Source organism: Brevibacillus sp. JNUCC-41 (genome assembly GCF_014844095.1).
Taxonomy (GTDB): domain Bacteria; phylum Bacillota; class Bacilli; order Bacillales; family DSM-1321; genus Peribacillus; species Peribacillus aracenensis.
In genome coordinates, this window is the sequence record NZ_CP062163.1 from 1,026,861 (window position 1) to 1,045,322 (window position 18,462).

The 18,462-nt window shown below is 34.1% G+C and carries 22 protein-coding genes and 2 pseudogenes; 6 read left to right on the forward strand and 18 right to left on the reverse strand.

Translation table 11 applies throughout. The features are described 5' to 3' along the window. Nucleotides 1-400: 400 nt before the first annotated feature. The 4 genes from JNUCC41_RS05075 to JNUCC41_RS05090 all read right to left on the reverse strand — a co-directional run bounded on the left by JNUCC41_RS05075 (nucleotide 401) and on the right by JNUCC41_RS05090 (nucleotide 3,242). Nucleotides 401-1,174 carry a GNAT family N-acetyltransferase gene (locus JNUCC41_RS05075; RefSeq protein ID WP_192206664.1) on the reverse strand — a complete coding sequence of 258 codons (774 nt, stop codon included), beginning with the start codon at nucleotides 1,172-1,174 and terminating at the stop codon, nucleotides 401-403. Between the two features lie 217 nt (nucleotides 1,175-1,391). Further along, nucleotides 1,392-1,586, reverse strand: a complete 195-nt coding sequence (locus tag JNUCC41_RS05080) for a hypothetical protein (protein WP_192206665.1) — start codon at nucleotides 1,584-1,586, stop codon at nucleotides 1,392-1,394. Between the two features lie 183 nt (nucleotides 1,587-1,769). Beyond that, nucleotides 1,770-2,270, reverse strand: coding sequence for a GNAT family N-acetyltransferase (locus tag JNUCC41_RS05085; protein ID WP_192206666.1), 501 nt, complete (start codon nucleotides 2,268-2,270; stop codon nucleotides 1,770-1,772). Nucleotides 2,271-2,690: 420 nt separating this feature from the next. After that, nucleotides 2,691-3,242 carry a GNAT family N-acetyltransferase gene (locus JNUCC41_RS05090; protein ID WP_192206667.1) on the reverse strand — a complete coding sequence of 184 codons (552 nt, stop codon included), beginning with the start codon at nucleotides 3,240-3,242 and terminating at the stop codon, nucleotides 2,691-2,693. A 525-nt stretch (nucleotides 3,243-3,767) separates the two neighbouring features. Here JNUCC41_RS05090 and JNUCC41_RS05095 point away from each other — a divergent pair. Continuing rightward, nucleotides 3,768-4,904 (forward strand): site-2 protease family protein, encoded by a 1,137-nt coding sequence (locus JNUCC41_RS05095; protein ID WP_192206668.1) that lies wholly within the window; start codon nucleotides 3,768-3,770, stop codon nucleotides 4,902-4,904. 131 nt (nucleotides 4,905-5,035) lie between these two features. Here JNUCC41_RS05095 and JNUCC41_RS05100 read toward each other — a convergent pair whose 3' ends face one another. From JNUCC41_RS05100 to JNUCC41_RS26655, 6 genes and pseudogenes are all read right to left on the reverse strand, one after another. After that, nucleotides 5,036-5,476, reverse strand: a complete 441-nt coding sequence (locus tag JNUCC41_RS05100) for a cell wall hydrolase (protein ID WP_192206669.1) — start codon at nucleotides 5,474-5,476, stop codon at nucleotides 5,036-5,038. A gap of 333 nt (nucleotides 5,477-5,809) precedes the next feature. After that, entirely contained in the window at nucleotides 5,810-6,247 is a 438-nt protein-coding gene (locus JNUCC41_RS05105) for a VOC family protein (RefSeq protein WP_192206670.1), read from the reverse strand. Nucleotides 6,248-6,698: 451 nt separating this feature from the next. Then, nucleotides 6,699-7,082, reverse strand: coding sequence for a hypothetical protein (locus tag JNUCC41_RS05110; RefSeq protein ID WP_228467543.1), 384 nt, complete (start codon nucleotides 7,080-7,082; stop codon nucleotides 6,699-6,701). 154 nt (nucleotides 7,083-7,236) lie between these two features. Beyond that, on the reverse strand, nucleotides 7,237-7,632 hold the full coding sequence (locus tag JNUCC41_RS05115) for a GNAT family N-acetyltransferase (protein ID WP_192206671.1): 396 nt from the start codon (nucleotides 7,630-7,632) through the stop codon (nucleotides 7,237-7,239). A gap of 959 nt (nucleotides 7,633-8,591) precedes the next feature. Further along, complete coding sequence (locus tag JNUCC41_RS27415) at nucleotides 8,592-8,819, reverse strand: hypothetical protein (RefSeq protein WP_430624075.1); 228 nt, start codon at nucleotides 8,817-8,819, stop codon at nucleotides 8,592-8,594. 103 nt (nucleotides 8,820-8,922) lie between these two features. Continuing rightward, a pseudogene (locus tag JNUCC41_RS26655) lies at nucleotides 8,923-9,030 on the reverse strand (M4 family metallopeptidase); the annotation flags it as partial. A gap of 158 nt (nucleotides 9,031-9,188) precedes the next feature. On the opposite strand from JNUCC41_RS26655, the gene JNUCC41_RS05125 reads away from it, so the two are divergent. Continuing rightward, nucleotides 9,189-9,620, forward strand: coding sequence for an ASCH domain-containing protein (locus JNUCC41_RS05125; protein ID WP_192206672.1), 432 nt, complete (start codon nucleotides 9,189-9,191; stop codon nucleotides 9,618-9,620). Between the two features lie 318 nt (nucleotides 9,621-9,938). Next, nucleotides 9,939-10,431: pseudogene (locus tag JNUCC41_RS05130) on the forward strand (peroxiredoxin family protein). Between the two features lie 200 nt (nucleotides 10,432-10,631). Here JNUCC41_RS05130 and JNUCC41_RS05135 read toward each other — a convergent pair. The 6 genes from JNUCC41_RS05135 to yeiL form a co-directional block, all read right to left on the reverse strand. Further along, nucleotides 10,632-10,943, reverse strand: coding sequence for a DUF6980 family protein (locus JNUCC41_RS05135; protein WP_192206673.1), 312 nt, complete (start codon nucleotides 10,941-10,943; stop codon nucleotides 10,632-10,634). A 181-nt stretch (nucleotides 10,944-11,124) separates the two neighbouring features. Next, nucleotides 11,125-11,505, reverse strand: coding sequence for a hypothetical protein (locus JNUCC41_RS05140; RefSeq protein WP_192206674.1), 381 nt, complete (start codon nucleotides 11,503-11,505; stop codon nucleotides 11,125-11,127). A gap of 90 nt (nucleotides 11,506-11,595) precedes the next feature. Beyond that, nucleotides 11,596-12,066 carry a DinB family protein gene (locus JNUCC41_RS05145; RefSeq protein ID WP_192206675.1) on the reverse strand — a complete coding sequence of 157 codons (471 nt, stop codon included), beginning with the start codon at nucleotides 12,064-12,066 and terminating at the stop codon, nucleotides 11,596-11,598. A 170-nt stretch (nucleotides 12,067-12,236) separates the two neighbouring features. After that, nucleotides 12,237-12,452 (reverse strand): DUF3923 family protein, encoded by a 216-nt coding sequence (locus JNUCC41_RS05150; protein ID WP_192206676.1) that lies wholly within the window; start codon nucleotides 12,450-12,452, stop codon nucleotides 12,237-12,239. A 542-nt stretch (nucleotides 12,453-12,994) separates the two neighbouring features. Beyond that, nucleotides 12,995-13,144 carry a hypothetical protein gene (locus tag JNUCC41_RS05155; protein ID WP_192206677.1) on the reverse strand — a complete coding sequence of 50 codons (150 nt, stop codon included), beginning with the start codon at nucleotides 13,142-13,144 and terminating at the stop codon, nucleotides 12,995-12,997. A gap of 952 nt (nucleotides 13,145-14,096) precedes the next feature. Next, entirely contained in the window at nucleotides 14,097-14,768 is a 672-nt protein-coding gene (yeiL, locus tag JNUCC41_RS05160; RefSeq protein ID WP_192206678.1) for a transcriptional regulator YeiL, read from the reverse strand. Nucleotides 14,769-14,845: 77 nt separating this feature from the next. On the opposite strand from yeiL, the gene JNUCC41_RS05165 reads away from it, so the two are divergent. Both JNUCC41_RS05165 and JNUCC41_RS05170 read left to right on the forward strand, forming a co-directional pair. Then, nucleotides 14,846-15,541 (forward strand): YjjG family noncanonical pyrimidine nucleotidase, encoded by a 696-nt coding sequence (locus JNUCC41_RS05165; RefSeq protein WP_192206679.1) that lies wholly within the window; start codon nucleotides 14,846-14,848, stop codon nucleotides 15,539-15,541. Nucleotides 15,542-15,543: 2 nt separating this feature from the next. After that, nucleotides 15,544-16,173: a YczE/YyaS/YitT family protein gene (locus JNUCC41_RS05170; protein WP_192206680.1), complete on the forward strand. Its 630-nt coding sequence runs from the start codon at nucleotides 15,544-15,546 to the stop codon at nucleotides 16,171-16,173. A 528-nt stretch (nucleotides 16,174-16,701) separates the two neighbouring features. On the opposite strand, the gene JNUCC41_RS05175 is transcribed toward JNUCC41_RS05170, so the two are convergent. Together JNUCC41_RS05175 and JNUCC41_RS27420 are read right to left on the reverse strand one after the other, a co-directional pair. Further along, entirely contained in the window at nucleotides 16,702-17,538 is an 837-nt protein-coding gene (locus tag JNUCC41_RS05175; protein WP_192206681.1) for an alpha/beta fold hydrolase, read from the reverse strand. Between the two features lie 21 nt (nucleotides 17,539-17,559). Further along, nucleotides 17,560-17,730 (reverse strand): hypothetical protein, encoded by a 171-nt coding sequence (locus tag JNUCC41_RS27420; protein ID WP_228467544.1) that lies wholly within the window; start codon nucleotides 17,728-17,730, stop codon nucleotides 17,560-17,562. A gap of 307 nt (nucleotides 17,731-18,037) precedes the next feature. Here JNUCC41_RS27420 and JNUCC41_RS05185 point away from each other — a divergent pair, with 307 nt between their 5' ends. Then, a complete protein-coding gene (locus JNUCC41_RS05185; RefSeq protein ID WP_192206682.1) occupies nucleotides 18,038-18,196 on the forward strand; it encodes a hypothetical protein in 159 nt (52 codons plus the stop codon). The last annotated feature ends 266 nt before the right edge of the window (nucleotides 18,197-18,462 follow it).

Genomic DNA, 18,462 nt, shown 5'->3' on the forward strand with positions numbered 1-18,462 from the left:
GTAATATATCACTAAACTTAATTACTTCAATTGCAACAAATAAAAGTAATGGAGCCATAACTCCAACTATGGCTGACGTAAAACTAAACATATTTTTCTTCATTTCAATTTCCATCCTCAATTCATTTGATAATGGTGGTGGCAGCCACACATCTTGAACTATAGCACAAGTTAGCTTAATAAAATTTTCTCTGTTAATCACTCTTTTTTTCAATAATAGATTTATTTAATTCTACTTGTCTTATGCAACTAACTTGCCCCTTTAGTTCCATAAGGAAAGAGCTGCCTTAAAGACAGCTCCGCTCTTCAGCTAACGCACCCGTTAGTTGCATAAAAAATAAAGTTGCTTCAGCAACCTCTATAATTGGAGTAAAACACCCGTTAGCGAAATAAGGATTTTTTACTTTTTAATGAATACTGAATATTCCATTGGATTTTCGAATCCTAATCTTTCAGCCAGCTTTATCGACGCAAAATTGTTAACATTACAATCCCAATTGGGTTTCAAATTTCTTTCAATACAATGTTCAATGAATATCTCTGCAACATTTTGAGCTAAGCCCATTCCTCTATACTTATTTTTAGTTGCAATATCAATTTCAGCAAATTGTGATGAACTAAATATAGATGTACATTCACTTACAACGGTATCATTATGTAGCAAACAATAACCAAAACCATTCTCAAGAAAATTTGATACTGAACCCCAATATTCATTATAATAAGATTCATTAAATTCCAGACTTTCAGTAATTATTTTTTCATCTATTCTCTTTACTATAAAATCATTGGGTGATTTCCCCTTTTTTATTGTTGAATATGTATCCTTATTAAAATGAAAAGAATATCTATGCATTTGTCTTAACTCATTTTCAAACAACTTATTTATAACTTGATCCCATTCTTTTGATGGAGAAAACAAAGTGAATCGCTTAATGTCATTTTTTCTACTATTAAAAATTTCTAAAAATATGCTATCAAGACCATTGTCCATTTCGTCTCCACCAACAATAAAAATACCTGAATCAGTTCCAATTAAAACTGTTTTCTTCAATTCATCCATATATACCTGGCCAGGAATATAATTATTTAATACAGAGTAAGCAAATGTTGGATATGTTTCTTTATCATTATTTTCTAGTAAATTTATGGCCTTTTCAAATTCATTATTCATACACTGTTCTCCTTTGTTTTTTTGTTATTCCTCATAATTGTTGTACTTCCCTTAGGAAAATCATTTGTGTCTTTAAAATCTATTATATATTAAATTCTTAATGAACTAACCTGCCCCTATAGTTGCATAAGAAAAGGAGCTGCTGATCAGCTCCTGGTAATAAAGTAAAGCACCCGTTAGTTCATTAAGGAAATTTTAAAATCACCTTTTAACATCTCTAAACAACAAAGATGACTGCAAGACCTGTAAAAGAAGCAATACTTAAAAACAACATCATTCCAAAATCCAGATCTTTTATCTCTTTAAAATGATCCCGTATCAAATAAAGTAAAGGTATTGCAAAAAGTGTTGGAATACCTTTACCTACCTTACCAAAAATATCAGTAAAAAAAATACTTTCCATTGAACCCATTACTAGACCACTTAAAAGAAACAAATAAAAAAAACATAAGAAAACTCGAATACTAGCACCTCCTACAAACCCTACCTTTTCTGTTACTGTTCTTCAACTAACCTGCCCCTATAGTTGCAAAAGAAAAGGAGCTGCTGTTAGCCCCTGGTAATGAAGTAAAGCACCTGTTATTTTAGCAAGACCTTATAATAATTTGGACATAAAATACTGGTCGAAAAGTGTGCCATCTATCATTAGTGAGTTTCCTTTTATTCCTTCTATCTCAAATCCCATCTTCTTATATAGAGATACTCCTGCTTCATTTTGAGTAACTACTGTAAGTTCTAACCGTAAAATATTATGAGTTATTGCCCATTCTTCTAACCTTTGAAATAGCTTTGTTCCTATACCACGCCCTGTGTATTCTTTTAAAATACCTATAACTAGGTAGGCTGAATGTTTGGTTCTTCTTGTATCTCCGCCAATGACTGCTAAATATCCTACTAACTGTCCACCTTCCTGTTCTGCAACAAGTACCGTTGAATTACTCTCTTTGTCCATTCGTTCCAACCATTTACGTTGTTGTTCAGGAGAACCTTTTCTTTCTCCTGGTTCCATAAGCATAAAATCAGCCTCAGTTTCAACTTGCTTCATTAGCCAATCGAAACTTTCAGCATCCTCAGGTTTTACCTCTCTGATTAACATCAAAATCCCCCTTTAAATATATCCAATATTATACATCATAATGAACTAACCTGCCCCTTTAGTTCCATAAGAAAAGAGCTGCCTTAAAGACAGCTCCGATCTTCAGCTAACGCACCCGTTAGCCATCCATGAATCGCAAAGAATGAAAATGGTCAGGAAGTGTCAATACTGATACTGACCTTAATCCAGTCAACCCTAATCCATAGACTAATTATTTACGCTCTCCTCTTTTTTTAAACGATTGAGCAGAGTCTTCTTAAGTATTGTCATTTTTCCATTTTTAAAGAAACTTATTTTCATGGTAGTTCTATAAGAAAAGCGATTCTTATTAAAGAATCGCACCCTTTAACTGAATAAGAAGGGACTATATTTTATTGAAATTATCGTCAACAAACCTCTTATTTTTTCTGTACAAGAACGCTAAGTTTCCAGGTTAGTAATTTTGCCGAAAAGTAATGCATCATAATACTTATCCTCTATAAAATAGTGGTCTTTTAACCGTCCTTCTAACTCATACCTGTTCTTTTCAAGTATCCGTGCAGAGCCAATATTGGCATGCTCCATAGCACGGAGCTTATGAAGATTAAGTGATTTAAATGCAAAATCACTTATCAATGCAACAACCTCTGTTCCATACCCCTTATCCCAATGATGTTTATGCAACACATAACCAATTTCAGCTTGGTTTGCTTCTTGGTCAAAATTGAAAATTATGGCTGTTCCTATAATTGCTTGAGTTAATTTTTCAACAATGGAGGAATATAAATGAGTTCCTGCCGACTCACGTTTTAACATTATTTCAATGAACTGACGAGTTTCCTCCAAAGTACTCATCAAATTCCAGCCAATAAATCGTGAAACCTCTTGATCTGACGCATAATGATGTATCTCTTGAACATCCTCTATCCTTAGTGCTTTGAAGTAGATTTTTTCACCCTCTAATGAATGAAATAAAACAGCCTGCTTCTCCATTTTAACCTCCTCTAACTACGCTTTGTTAATGAACCTCCGATGGTAGCGAAAATGTCCCCAAATAAGGGTTAAATATCATCGCACTCATCTTAGTATATCCTTCCAAATAATTTTCCATATATATGTTTCAACTGTTTCCTCGGCAATCTGTCCTTTTAATGGAACAACATGACTGACGTTTTTATACAACTTTAATGTCACTTAACAGTATTCCTTATAGAACTATCCTGCCACGTTAGTTTAAGTAGAAATTTTCACAATCTCATATTAATTTAATATAAATACCCATCGGAGTTTTTATATTGTCTATTTTTTAATCAACCTTTATCTTTAACATAACCAAATATAAAAAAGAGTAATACTTGAAAGTTAATAAACTAGAAAAATTTCCCTCTAAGAAAAAGAAAAGGATTATTGAATACGATATAATAAGGATATTAGTAAGATGATAAATCAAGAAGGAGCTCAGATAGACATAATGTCAATGGGGTCATCTGTTTTCCCATTTACTATAGGAGGTACATTTTGAAAGAATCTAAATCGAATAAAGGATGGTTAAGTTTGGGGGCAATCGGGTTATTTTTCCTAGGAAAAATGAAATGGTTGTTTGCGCTATTGAAAATAGCAAAAGTAGGTTCTCTGATTTCCATTTTCGTTTCATTAGGAGCGTATGCCTTGGTTTACGGTTGGAAATTTGCCGTAGCCCTAGTCTATCTAATTTACATCCATGAAATGGGGCATTTACTAGCTGCTAAGAGAAAAGGCATCAAAACATCCAATGCCATTTTCATCCCTTTTGTCGGAGCGTTAATTGCCCTTAAGGAAGAACCCAAGAATGCTAATCAAGAAGCTTATCTTGCCTTCGGAGGTCCTTTATTAGGTACATTAGCATTTCTACCAGCCATCCCTCTATTTATGATGACGGAAAATCCATTTTGGCTTTTAGTTATTACACTTGGAGCCATGATTAACCTATTTAATCTAATGCCTGTACATCCACTTGATGGAGGACGTATAGTGGGAGTCATCTCCACAAAGCTTTGGGTATTAGGGATTATCGGAATGGTTGTATATTTGTTTCTCCATCCAAATCCATTTTTAATTCTTTTCTTATTATTGGGTATTTCTAAGTGGTGGAAGGAATTCCGTAGCGAGACAACCAGAAATCAAAGAGACAACATCATTGAATTGAATCAATTTGGTTTAAAGCAACTAGAACAATATGAAGGTGCAACAGATGAAGAAAAAATTCGCCTGGTTAATATTTGGAATATGGAATTAAGCCAACTACATGAAAAGTTTAACAACATGAAGAGATGGCATATCCCGCTATTTGATGATAATAAGCTAAAAGAAAAACAGCTGACCGAGGTAAAATTAAATATTTATAGGTCCTTAATGGATGCTGCTAATTCGAATGAATACCAGTACGGACCTACCGATTTTAAAAGTATAGGCACGTATGAACGAATAGTAGCAACTTTCTTTAAAGAAGTTCAAGAACAAACTGAAATTAGGGATAAAGAGAAATCCTATTACTCATCGAGTCTCAAAACAAAAGTCATCTGGTTCTCATTATATATTGGGCTTGCCATTTTTTTAATGATAACAAGCTTATATGCAGGTGATTTAATGGAACAATATAAAACGTTATTACCTTAATACATTATGAAAAAGGGACCTCAATTATGAAGGTCCCCTTTGACTGTCTAGTTATTTAGGCTTGTGAAATATTAATGTTGATTATGTATAAATATTTTAAATATGTAAAAAAGCTTACTCAAAGAGTAAGCTTAACCTCTATAAACACTATCACATGTTCCAGGTTTTGGTTCATAAAAACAATGGTCTTTAAATTGACCAGTATGAGGCTGATCATACCATGTTGGAGGACATGGCGCATAGGGATTGAAATACCAAAGAGCATATCTAGCCGGATGCTGTCTCCAGTGCTTCAAATTCTGTTCTGCTAATCTTCTTTCGACACCTCTCGCTCTTTGATAAAATACATTGCCTTTTTGAACAGCTTCAAAAGAATAATTTCCTCCTTGTACATGAAAAATGACTTGTGGAATGGTTCTTAAACCTTTAAAGTCTAAACAATTAGCTACAAGACGATTCACAATTACATTTCCAACAAATAACATTCCTAGTTGTCCTTCACCTTCGGCTTCTGCTCTCATCATCCTTGCCATTAAGTCAACGTCTGAACTTCGGTAATTTGCTCTTGCCATTTTTACACCCCAAAAATATTGTATGAAAAATAGCCTACAGTCATGTCATTATTTATGTAATATAAATGCTTAGTTACAGCCTTTAAGTAAAAAGAAAACTATTACATTCTTTTTTCCCTTTATTCAACTAAACTGCCCCGTTAGTTGTATAAAGGGGTATCGCCAACATTTCGGAAATTTTGTACGCTAAGCAAATTCAAACATAAAAAATTCGAATTCCCTGTACGTTAAGGAACCGACTTTTTTATTTGACTTCTTCAAGAAAAGCACCCGATAGGTTAAGAAGAAATCTTTAAGTTGGAGGTCTAAATCATTTAAAGTGCCATTCAATATTTATCTGATTTTCTCCGCCAACTCTAAAATAATTCCCTCTGGACCACGAACGTAGCATAACTTATAACTTTCTTCATATTGCTGTATCTCACTAAAGATTTCCGTGCCTTTCTTTTTCAATTTTGCAACAATAGCTTCAATATCTTCAACAGCAAAGCAAATATGTCGGATACCCAGCGTATTTGCCAAAGGTTGCTGAATATCTTTTTCATCTGACGGCGTATAAAATTTGACTAGCTCTATCCATGCCTGACCATCTGGCATCCCCAATCCTACACATGCCGTTTTAACATCATTAAGCCCAACTATTCTGTCCAACTGTTCTCCATTCAATTCCCATTCCGCTTGTACTTCAAGTCCTAAATCAAGAAAAAACGCTTTAGCCTCTGAAAGATCATTTACGTTTATACTCACATGATCTATTCTATTGATCTTCATATCTCATACCTCCTATATTCCTGTTATTTTCAATACCTGTATTCGTGTAAAGGTTGTTTGAAATTCTAATTCGCTTAAAACAGAAAATATCCTTCTTCAACAAACCTGCCCCTTTAGTTTAAGTACATTCTTTCACACTCTCATTAGTGTAGAGCCTTTTTAGACACAATCCAATCACCTACAATATAGAGTTCATAAAATCCATATGACTTGTATCAGAATGCTTATCGTTGTAAATACGCATTTTCCTGATGCTACCCCTTTTAGCAACTTACAAGTGAGTATGATGGCTTGCCCCCTTGGTAAATAAGGAGTGTTACAATTTTATGTTTATTGTATCTTTAAAATAATGTTTAATCGAAAACGTTCAGCAAACCCATATTCTATAGCACAAAAAAAGAATCCATTTTGAAAAAAGGTTAATCAAAATGGATTCTTATCTTTTAGTGAATTAATCATAAAAGATTAAATGCATATCACTGTCAGTCCTTGATTTCGCAAAAAATTCAGCTTCATTTCCACCATCAACAAATTTACCAATACCCCAGAAATACCCACATTTCCCTCGTTCTATATATCTTGTTCCTACATAATCATTGTAACTATCAGGATCATACTCCCATAAATCAACTTTTAACTTACCAGCTGGACCAACGTAAGGATCCCGACAAATCCTATAATCTCCACCAGTAGAGGCATACACATGACTTTCAGCACCATTAGAATAAAGAGATTCTTCTCCTAAGTAATCCCAGCCGCTTGCAAATGTAGAAGAAGGGAACAACAACGCAGCTAACAAGGCCACGACACTCATTTTAAACTTTTTCATGCTCATTCTTCCTCTCCCGTTTTGACTTGAAATATATAATTCTCCATATAATATTAATCAATATTTTTTACATTATCATCCAACCAAAGATTCACTTTTATGGATATTTTTACCGCACCCTTAGCCCGATTACCTCGTTGAACTAAGCTGCCCCTTTAGTTCATAACTGTTTTTTCCATACCCCACCTGAACAGGGAGTAAAGCCACAAGTTTCATAAAAGTTTTTATGTTTGGAGTCATACGTCAAGGTAACAATCTCCAATCCGTACCGTTCAGACTCACTTAATAATTCTCTTACTAACTCCACACCAATTCCCATTTTTTGATAATCAGGATGAACAATTATGTCTTCCATATAACCATGTTCTAAGCCCATGCCTGCAACATAACCAAATGCTATAAGTTTATTATTTTCGTTTCTTACTCCAGCCCAAAAATTACAACGTTCAAACAAATTGGGGTAATCTTTATCGCGTCTTCCCCATCCAATAAGCTCTCTTAATTCAGGTATTTCATGATTAGATATTGGCATGTTTATAATGACTTTATAATTCATTAGTTCCCCTTTTCCTCATCTAAATTAGAATTCAAGATACTAATTTCTATAGGATTAAGTATAATTCCTTGTTGAACTAACCTGCCCCCTTTAGTTCCATAAGAAAAAGCTGCCTTAAAGACAGCTCCAATCTTCAGCTAACGCACCCGTTAGTTTAAGTACAATCCTTCACAAGGCTTTCAATTGGAAATTGGGTACCCATCTCTTATAGCTCTAACTATGACTTCATAATCCTTCATGCCATGCTTTTGAGCGATTTGAGCCAAAGGATAGGCCAGTTATTCCGTTGTTCTTCCTCTATCGGCACATGGACTTTAATCGTTTTGTTATTTGGATTGACTCCGAGCGATATAATATCATATTCATTAAATACCTTATTGCTTTCTTCCATGAATGCTCGGCTCTGTTCTTCCTTTTTCTGATTGTCTAAGTAATATTAGACTACAAAAAGTATATACGCAGCCATCAGCACACCTAACCCTAGAAAAACTCGTTGTTTTTAATTTCTTCGCTTTTATATCTCCTTGTCCAAAATTCTGTCTCTTTTCATCCTTTTTAACTTTAAAATATTAATCTATCTGTAGAACTATCTGGTATTTAGATGATTAAAAGCGACATAAAATAGGCTTCTCTCTTATTAAACTAAACTGCCCCTTTCAAAAACATCTGCGGCATCATGGCGATTCCAACTGGTATAGTTTGGGCCTCAATACTATTTGTAAATGTAATCGCGAATAAAAACTCATTCCAGGTATTTTTTATAACTGAATTGGCGTTAATTGGGTAAATCTCAAACAAGCTAGTGCATCTGATACCTATTTAAAACAATTTGAATACGCCTACAAATAAGGTGTCAAAATTTTCTTCTACGTATAAATCTAATGAAGTTTTTTTGTACGAGGGAGAAGTAATCTCTAATAGGCAGATGATTGTTCTTCCCCCATGTAGCAACAGCAACGTTATTCTTGTATTCGAACGATTCGTGGATCGGTAAATATATCTGAAGCATCTTCACTATTCGATGAAAACTCGGAGACAATGGCTCCTGCTTCACCAGCCTTGAACCAAATTTTATAATTAATGACTTTACGAGCTTCTTTGATGCAATCTGGATAAATGACATTTGGATCCCAGTATTCGGTAGTACTTAGAATTTCGCGTGCTTTTGTAAAATATGCATACTTCATATCACTATAAATATTAATTTTACTTACGCCTAGTTGAATCGATTCACCAGTTGAATTCCTTCCGTTACGTAAACTTCCACAATTGGTATAACAAACTACATTAAATCTGTTCGTTTAAAGCTCCAGGCTGCTTTTCATATTCTAGCCGGCTTGTGAACTGGGTCACTACATGTGTAAGTTCGTGCCCAATCACATCTAGTGAGTTTGTAAAACCCAACAAAAATAGTTCGCTGATTAATATATGATATTAATGATCACTGGTCATAAATTGGATCTCCGTGAACTGATATTCTGCCTTTTGCTCATAATATTCCTTTAAAGGGACACTCTATAATCAAAATAAACTTCTATAGGTTGGAGGCTGTCAGAATGAAGGTTTTATCAATGATCCAGCCGTGGGCAAGCCTTTTTGTCCATAGAGAGGCAACATATGAAACAAGGTCATGGAGAACGAATTATCGGGGGCCACTTGCCATTCACACAAGTAAAAAAATAGATAAAGACGTCTCTAACCATATAGCCATAAAGTCGTTGCTTGGTAAGCACGGATACACACCAGAGAATCTTCCAACTGGCCAGATCATTGCTGTATGCAAACTTGTAGATTGTTTGAAGGTAACTGAAAACAATGAGACATGGGCCATTCTGGAGGATGGTCGAATCGTATCAGGGAATGACTATTTTATGGGTAGCTTTATAGTGGGAGGTTATGCTTGGGTAGTTGAGGATATGCAGATGCTGGATGAATTTATTCCAGCAAAGGGAAAGCTAGGATTATGGGAGCATGTTTTAATTTTATAGGAGCTGATACATTGCACACGATGCGCTGATTCAGCTCCTTCAGGAACCCACTTTTCACGCACAAAATCTTCTAGCTTCTTTATTTTTTCAGACATCCTACTGCTCCTTTACACATAAAATCCCACTCTATATAGACTAATTTACCTAATCAAACTAAATCAAACCTTAGTCTGTTGGAAAATGTAAGATAGCTTACATTCTCTGTTACAAATCACTTAAAAAATAAAAAAGTAATTAACATTACATATTTCTTATCAAGAGTAAGATAATATTGTGGTCAACACTTGCAAAGTGAATTAAGATATTGGAGGTACCAAAATGACTCAATTAAAATTGAATGAAAACATCCCTAACTTTATTCTCCCTTCCACTACAGGTGAAACATTTTCATATGAGACTCATCAAAAAGAACATCAAAGCTGGCACTTAAAGAGGGGCGTGGTGTCCAGTCTGTGTCCAAGATTTAAAAGACTTAGAAGAAAATAAGAGTTATTTTGAAAGTAAGAATGTGCATTTAATCACTATCTCTACGGATGAACTTGATAATTTAAAGAAAATGGTAGATGAATACAACCTTTCATATCCTGTCTTATCAGATGAAAATTTAGAGGCTTTAAAAGCTTTTGACGTATTCTTTCATGGTGAAGACGCTCCATATGAAGACCATGGAGCTCACGGGGAACCTGCCTATTTCCTTGTAGATGATAAAGGACGTCTTCTTTATCAACAAAAGCAAACAAGCCCTTTTGGTCGTCCTACAAGTACAGAGCTAAGAAAAATAGTACAATATATAAGTAAAAATCTTAAATAGTCTTTCCGGTACATTAAAGAGTCCCATATTTGTTATACAACTAACCTGCCCCTTTAGTTCCATAAGAAAAAGCTGCCTTAAAGACAGCTCCGATCTTCAGCTAACGCACCCGTTAGTTTAAGTAGAATCCTTCACAAATTTTGTTTTAAATTAGAAAAAAACTCCCAAAGCATCTCTCAACAAGCTAGTGAATCTTCTGCTCATTTACTATTTTTATACCATTTATCTGTTTTAAATTCCTCTGGAATCGATTGCTCAACAGGGTCATCAAATCCTAATTGTTCAAGGATTTCAAACCATAAATCTCTTTTAGAATCAGGTAATTTCGAGCCACACCAGGGACAATAGGTTATCTCTATACTTGAGCTGCCTCCATCGTGGATTATTAACCCATATTCATCAAACTTTTTATCATAGGTAATCAATATGTCTGGACAATCAAATGGGTTAGCGTGAATCTTGCACTTAATATTAACTTGGTCTTTCATAGTTTCGCAGCAGTGATTATTCATAAAAATCTCCTTGAATTAAACCCTTTATTGGTTTCTATGTACATTGTTTATTGTAATTTTATCATAGTCCCTTATTGAGCTAACCTGCCCCGTTTGTTCATTAAAAACATTCATTACAGGAATACTGGTCCTTAGTTCAATAAAAAGGCTACGGGTTTGGTCAGCCAGTTCTTAAATGTAATCAAGCAAACGTTTCTTTTATTTCAATCTTAAAGTTCGGTTTGAAGGTAATTTCTACAATCATTAAAAACCTTTCTCTATCATCATCTAAAAATAACCGTATAGAAGATTCATCCTCTTTATCGGTAAGTATTTCGATTTTACTTACCGTTTGAAAGTTATATCTTCCAATAACCATACTTCCCTCTTGTACTAATAACCCAAATTGATTATAAAACGGGCAAATGATAACCTCATATTTATACTTTTTAACCTTGAACCTGAAGGTTGATTCATTATATTCGAACAGTTCATCATCATCTTTCTTTACTGGAAGACATTCAAATAGAGAAATGAAATCTATTTCAGAAGGATAAAACTCCATAATACAACCTTCTTTCATAAGGAAATGCACCTACATTACTTACCTTCTGCAAAGGAAAATGAAAATCCTTCTTCAACTAACCTGCCTCGTTAGTTCAATAGTAAAGTTCTATTCAAACAATGGAACTTTTGGGTCTATTCCATAACAATGAACAAGCATAGAGTGTAATTGCCCTCTGTGATGATAAACGTGAGCTACAATCTCTAACAACCATTCATATCGCGAGTATGTAACACCCCAATAAGAAGTAATTTCCTCTTGAAGTTCGATTTCTGTAAAATTCATAAATTTATCTTCTAAAAATTGATGATTTTTTATCAATGCTTCTTTCATCTCATTTAGACTTTTATATGAAACATTTGAATAAAATTTATTCATCTTGTCTTGGGACGCCCCGTCCGAAATAAGCGAATCAGCTTCACAAATAATAGCAATGTGTTCTATCAGCTCTCCTATGGAATGCTTATTGGGCGTAGGTCTTTTTTGTAAGTCATTTTCTGCTAACTTTTCTATCATCTCAACAATTGTCGTTACAGCAACTTTAATTTGATGTAATGCACTCTTACAATATGTATTCATCTTAGCCTCCTTTACTTCATTCCTATATTCAACTATCCTGCCCCGTTAGTTGCATGGAAAGAAAGAGCTGCCTTAAAGACAGCTCCGATCTTCAGCGTTAGTTTAAGTACATTTAATCACAAACTATTGGGTATCAACTATGTTTATTCATTAGGATAAAGAAAGGACGTCTATGACAGTCGTCTTCTTTTACGAACAAAATAAAACCAGATTAGTTGTATTATAAGGATAAACACAAATGCAACACCTAAAATTATTAATGTAATAATTCTGATTTCAGGAGTTTGAACAGCCCCTGCTCCGTCTACTTGTCTTGTTCCAATAACGATAGCAAGTATGGAAAAAATCACTAACCAAAAAACGTTTGCAACCCACCAAAGCTTCATCCTTCTACCTCCTTTCCTCACTAGTAAATACTATACATATAGCAGTACGGAAAAATAAGGTAAAAGTTTCAAAAAACGGGATCTTTATTAAGCTAACCTGCCCCGTTAGTTGCATAAGAAAAAGCTGCCTTAAAGACAGCTCCGATTTCAGCTAACGCACCCGTTAGTTCATTAAGAAAAGGTTGCTTCAACAACCTCCCTTATTGATGTAAAGCACGTATTCCCTGACTTTCTTTGAGTGTGGGGTGTTGAGAAGGTATCTTGCTGAAAAGATCGAGACTTATCTTTTTATTCAGCTACCTAAGCCAAGTAAGTATCCAAATGTTTTAAAAATTTCTGCTGGAGATTACTGGTGTATCCAAAATAACGGCTGGTCTATTGATTCTGCTACTGAAATTTTTAGTGAGGAATGGATCTGATAACGAGTTTTTTTCACCGAATCTGAAATTTATGGGAATAATAAACTCTATCATCAATTGAAAAAAGAACTTCGAATAAGAAAAACATAGGGAGATTTTAGTCTTCCTATGTTTTCATTCATATTATTTATCTGTTTGTTTTTGTTTCTTTTTCAAATAATCTGCACGTATTTTTTCAAGTTGCTGCTTTTTATCAAATTTGGCAGGCTTCTGTTTTTCATGAAACTTTGTCACAGCTACCTGACCTTTGGTATCCAATTGATATTTTCCCACTTTGTTCACCTACTTTTCTTGTCTTTAAAGAGAATCTATTCATCAAATATAATATACCTTATTTTACTGAAGTAAACCTTATTACTTTATTAGTGTGTACTGCTAACTTTGCATATATCAGTAAAAACATTAAAAACTTAGTAAAATAATTCATCGCCAAATGGTATTCATTTCATTGCTATAATCAAAATAAAATGCCTTGACACTCTGCATAAGCCTCAATAATTCTATTTCTTGTTTGTTCAGCTCTCTTCTAAATGTCCAATTGTTCGGTAAATAAGGTTTAAAATATTAAAACAATTTAAGTCTACTCCATCTTTGTTCTTAATGCTAATAACCATTACATTCTCTTTGATTTCAAATTAAGGTTTCTGAGGGGAAATATTGTTTTTTTTCAAAGTCTTTTTACTACTTGTTTAAAAAAAATCTACATCCCCAATATTTTTCTCCAAATAACCACCCCTTGTTATTAACTTTTCTACTTATATCTATCTTGTCCAAATATTATCTTATTCAACTAACCTGCCCCGTTAGTTCCATAATACTTATTGAAGAGTTGAAATAGACTATGACGCAAATGAGACGGTATGAAGTTTAATTATATGAGTTCGATCTGTTTTGTTTCTTATGTTGGGATAAACGATAAAGGCCACTAATGAGATAGTACAAAAAGAAGTAACCAAAAAGAATAATGGTAGGTACTATATTGGTAAAGATATTTATAAAAATAAAACCTAAAATGAGAAAAGTTAAAGAAACTATAAAATTAAATTTAAAACTTTTATTACTATTCAACAAAATCACCCCTAACTAATTTTACCATTAAAAAGAAATAATCCTCACAGACGAAGACTGAACTATCGGAGGAGTTATTAGCAAAGCAGTATTCGTTTCTGTGATATAAAAAAGTGTAATAACTTTTTTATATTTCAAGTTATCAAATCATACTAAATTAATCCTTTTTTGAACTCAATCTTTCTAACTTTTCTTTATTAATGATAAAATATTTCCTTCCTCTTTTCTCTAATAATCCGTCTTCATGGAATTGGTTAAGTGTGTATAATAAATGTCGATAGCTTGCCCCCACGTATTCTGCTGTTTCGGTATGCTTCTCTTGAAAGCATCCATCGTTTTCTATTTGAAGAATATATTTGGCCAATCGATTTTTGAATTCATAATCCTGCATAGCTGTGTAATGATCCGTTCTTTTAAGTAATTTATTACCTAAATATTTTGATAAATTGCGGAGAAAAAGATTGTCATTTAACAGATGCTCTTTCGATGCAGCCAATGGAACCGCTAAGCAAGTGCAGTCATTTATAGCCACAACATCTTTTAAATTCTTTTCCACCTCAATCAAGGATAATTCACCAATAAAATCATCTTTCTTTAGGAACTGAATCAGCGCACGTTTTCCATTTTCGTGTACTATATATATTTTTGCCCGTCCATCCAATAATAAAAATAAGTACTGAATATCTTCATCAAAGCGCACTATATATTCATTAGAAGAAAACTTACAAATAAAAGCCTGATGTAAAGCTGCTTTCGGAAAAGTTTCTTGAATATCATTATATATATCTGAAAAATTTTCAGCGTAATCCCTTAAATTAATTTTTTCCATTTCATCACCTCAATATGAGATATCTCCTATTATTATATTCTTACTTTAGATATATTACTACCAAGAGGTGGATAGGAATGAACAAATACAAACATATTATTTTTGACTTAGATGATACGATACTTGATTTTCAAGATTCAGAAGAAAAGGCTTTAAAACAAATTATTACGCTGTACGAGTTGCCCTATAACAAACAAACCATTGCATGTTATAAGCGCATTAATGATGGATTATGGCATCAATTAGAGGAAGGCTTGATTTCTCGTGAGGAAGTGCTGACAACGCGTTTTTCACTTTTTTTGAAGGAATTTTATATAGATGAAAACGGAGCAAAAGTTGAAGCTATGTACCGTGAGCATTTAAACCAAGGACATAAGACCATTACCCATTCACATGAATTATTAAATGCTTTAAGTAAGCAAGATTATAAATTATATATTGGAACAAACGGTGTAGGAAAGACTCAAAGAAAAAGATTAGGAGGTGCCAAGCTACAAGGATATTTTGAACAGCTTTTTATCTCCGAAGAAATTGGTTATGAAAAACCGAATCCCCATTTCTTTTACTATATTTTTGATGCCCTGCATACAAGCCGTAAAGAAGAATTTTTAATGATAGGTGATCGTTTAACATCGGATATTCAAGGAGCTATCAATGTCGGAATTGATTGTGTCTGGTTTAACCCTAAGAGAAGCATTCCTAAATCATGTTTACCTAAGAGCACATATACGATATCAAATTTAATGCAAATAATGGACTTATTAGAGCAATAACCATGAAAAAAGTAATTCACTCAATTCTACTCTATATAGTAAGTGCTATTGGCATTAGTCTTACATTAAAAGCTGATGTTGGTGTCAGCAGTTTTAATGCGCTGAATTTATCCATATCTGAATTGACTTCCATCAAAGTTGGCACAATTACATTCATTGCAAATTTCATTTTTCTATTCGGTTATATCTGCCTATGCGAAAAAAAGGATTTTAGAAAATTCACTTTGATGTTCATTTCCATCTTGTTCTTTGGAATGGTTATTAATTTTTTCCTCTATACAATTTTCGGTACGATTCACGTAGAGAATTATTTAGTAAGAATCGGACTATTTATTTTCGGTGCGATACTAGCCGGTGGAGCAACAGGCATTATTTTATCATTAGATATTATCCCTTTTCCTATTGAAAGTTTATGTTTACAAATAGCCGAATTAACAAAACGCCCTTTCTCTCAATACAGATATTGTGTCGATTTATTCTCCATTATTCTATCAATAACCATATCACTACTATACAATTTACCAATCAATATTCGTGAAGGAACGATTATCAGCTTCTTTTTATTGTCCGGCATTATTTCTTATACACGATTGAAATTTAAAAACTATCAGCAGAAACCTAAAACTCAATAAAAAGCATAACTAAAAAATAACCTCTTACGGATAAGAATCCAAGGAGGCTATTTTTATCAAACTTTAATATAAATTACCGAACTTTATTCTAAATGATCAATCTTTTTGTAAAACTACTGTTGAACTAACCTGCCCCTTTAGCTCATTAAGCAAAAAGGCCAAATGGCAGCCCTGGAACTGAGCTGCCTTCACATGAGAAGATTAGCTGGGTTTCTTAATTATTTTCATCCAATTCGGATCCGACTAGTAAAAAAGCGACTGCTCATTGTCCAGCAATCGCGCCCGATTGTTGATAAAAGTATACTCGCTAAAAAGAAAGGGCATGTTTTGAAAAAAGATAATCAAAACACGCCCTTATGTTTCTATTAAATTGGATTGATCTTTTATATAAAACGCTGGCCCTTTTTGTCTTCCTAAAAAAAAACAAACGCACCCGTTTTTAAAGTGGCTCCGTTATATTCATTGTTGAATTAATCAAAAAAAACGATTTCTATCGATCAGTTTGCAACAATTTACGGGCATTTGTAATCAGCCCTTTAAAAATGTTAGCAATGCTTCATTAAATTCTTTGGCATGTGTTGCATTGAACCCATGTGGACCACCCTTTATTAAAGTTACCTTAGAATCAGGAATTGCTTCATGTGTCTGCTTCCCACTATTTTCAAATGGAACAATTGCATCTGAATCACTATGAAGAACAAGGGTGGGTATATTAAACTTGGCTAAATCCCCTCTGAAATCCGTTTTGCTGAAAGCAGCGATACAATCTAGTGTCCCTTTAGGCGATGCACCAGCTGCAATATCCCTATTGTAAAGTCGGAATGGTTCACTGACTAAGTCAGTTCGATCCCCAGCAGAAAAAAATCCTCTCGTAAACCCATCAAGAAATGCTAGGCGATCATTTTTCACTCCATTTTCTAATCCTTGAATGTCTGCATCATCAAATGCACCCTCAGGATGTTCTGCTGACTTGTAAAGAAATGGTGGTACAGCTCCTGCAAATACAGCCTTCTCTACTCTATCTGTTCCATAAGTTCCGATATAGCGGGCTACTTCTCCGCCCCCCATTGAAAATCCGACCAGTGTCACACGCTGGATATCCAAATGCTCTAGTAACTGGTGTAAATCAGTAGCGAATGTGTCATAATCGTAACCGTTCCATGGCTGCGAAGAGTTACCGAACCCTCGACGGTCATAAGTTATGACTCTGTATCCAGCCTCAACGAGAGCAGGAACTTGATATTCCCAAGATCGGCCACTTAATGGCCAACCGTGAATTAATACTACCGGCTTCCCTGTACCATGATCCTCATAATATAGTTCAATCGGTGTTTCGTTTTCGGTTCCTACAGTAATTTTCGCCATCTTTCTACCTCCCAAAAGTATTCAGATATACATCCTATTCAACAATAATACGGATGAATCCCGTAGCCATTTTCTGTTTTTTGTAACAACGAAATGGGCTGAACCATCCATGACTGCCAATGATTCAGCAATGATTCGATTATAAGAATTATTGCGTAAACTAGCACAAATAAGGCCAATGGTTTTGGTCATATCCCCTCCTTGTTTGTCATACCTATTCATGATACTATACTTCACCGAGTGTGGGAATAGGTCCCAATAATGGAATAAAAAACCCGAACAAAAATAAAGTTACAATTCGAAAAGCCTTAAATTCAATAGAATCTAGGGCTTTTTGTGTATGGGTTCCATTAATATAATGTCTGGATGAAAAGAATTGACCACTAGGAAAGACAAAGGGTTGCAAATCAAGAATTAAAATCCGCTCAAATACTCGGGATATATTGAGTGCCAGTTGTGAATAATAAGAGTGGTAAACAATGAATTAAGGAGGGCTTGCATGCAACAGGATCAACAAGCTAAAAAGAATTCGGGTTCAATCATTAAACCAGGATTTTCAGGAACTGATGCACAAAAAGTAAAACAAGAAATTCAAAAAGATGTAAGCGAAGGACAAGGTGCAATGACTTCCCGAGAGGCAGGAGCAATGCGTGATTAAAAAACCACTCTGAGAGTGGTTTTTTATATGCTTTAACGCAAGTTTTAAAAAGAGTAAAACAAGGTTAAATTAAATATGTTTTCATACAAAAAGGCTGCCTTAAAGACAGCTCCGATATTAAACTAAACCAGCTAATAGGATGTCAATATCTTTCTCTAAAATTTTCATTTCCCTTATGATATACTATTTTTGTTCATGACAAATAACCCTCCAAAACCCTACTGGAAGGATTTTTCTCTGTTTCATAAAACCGTTAATCAGGATAA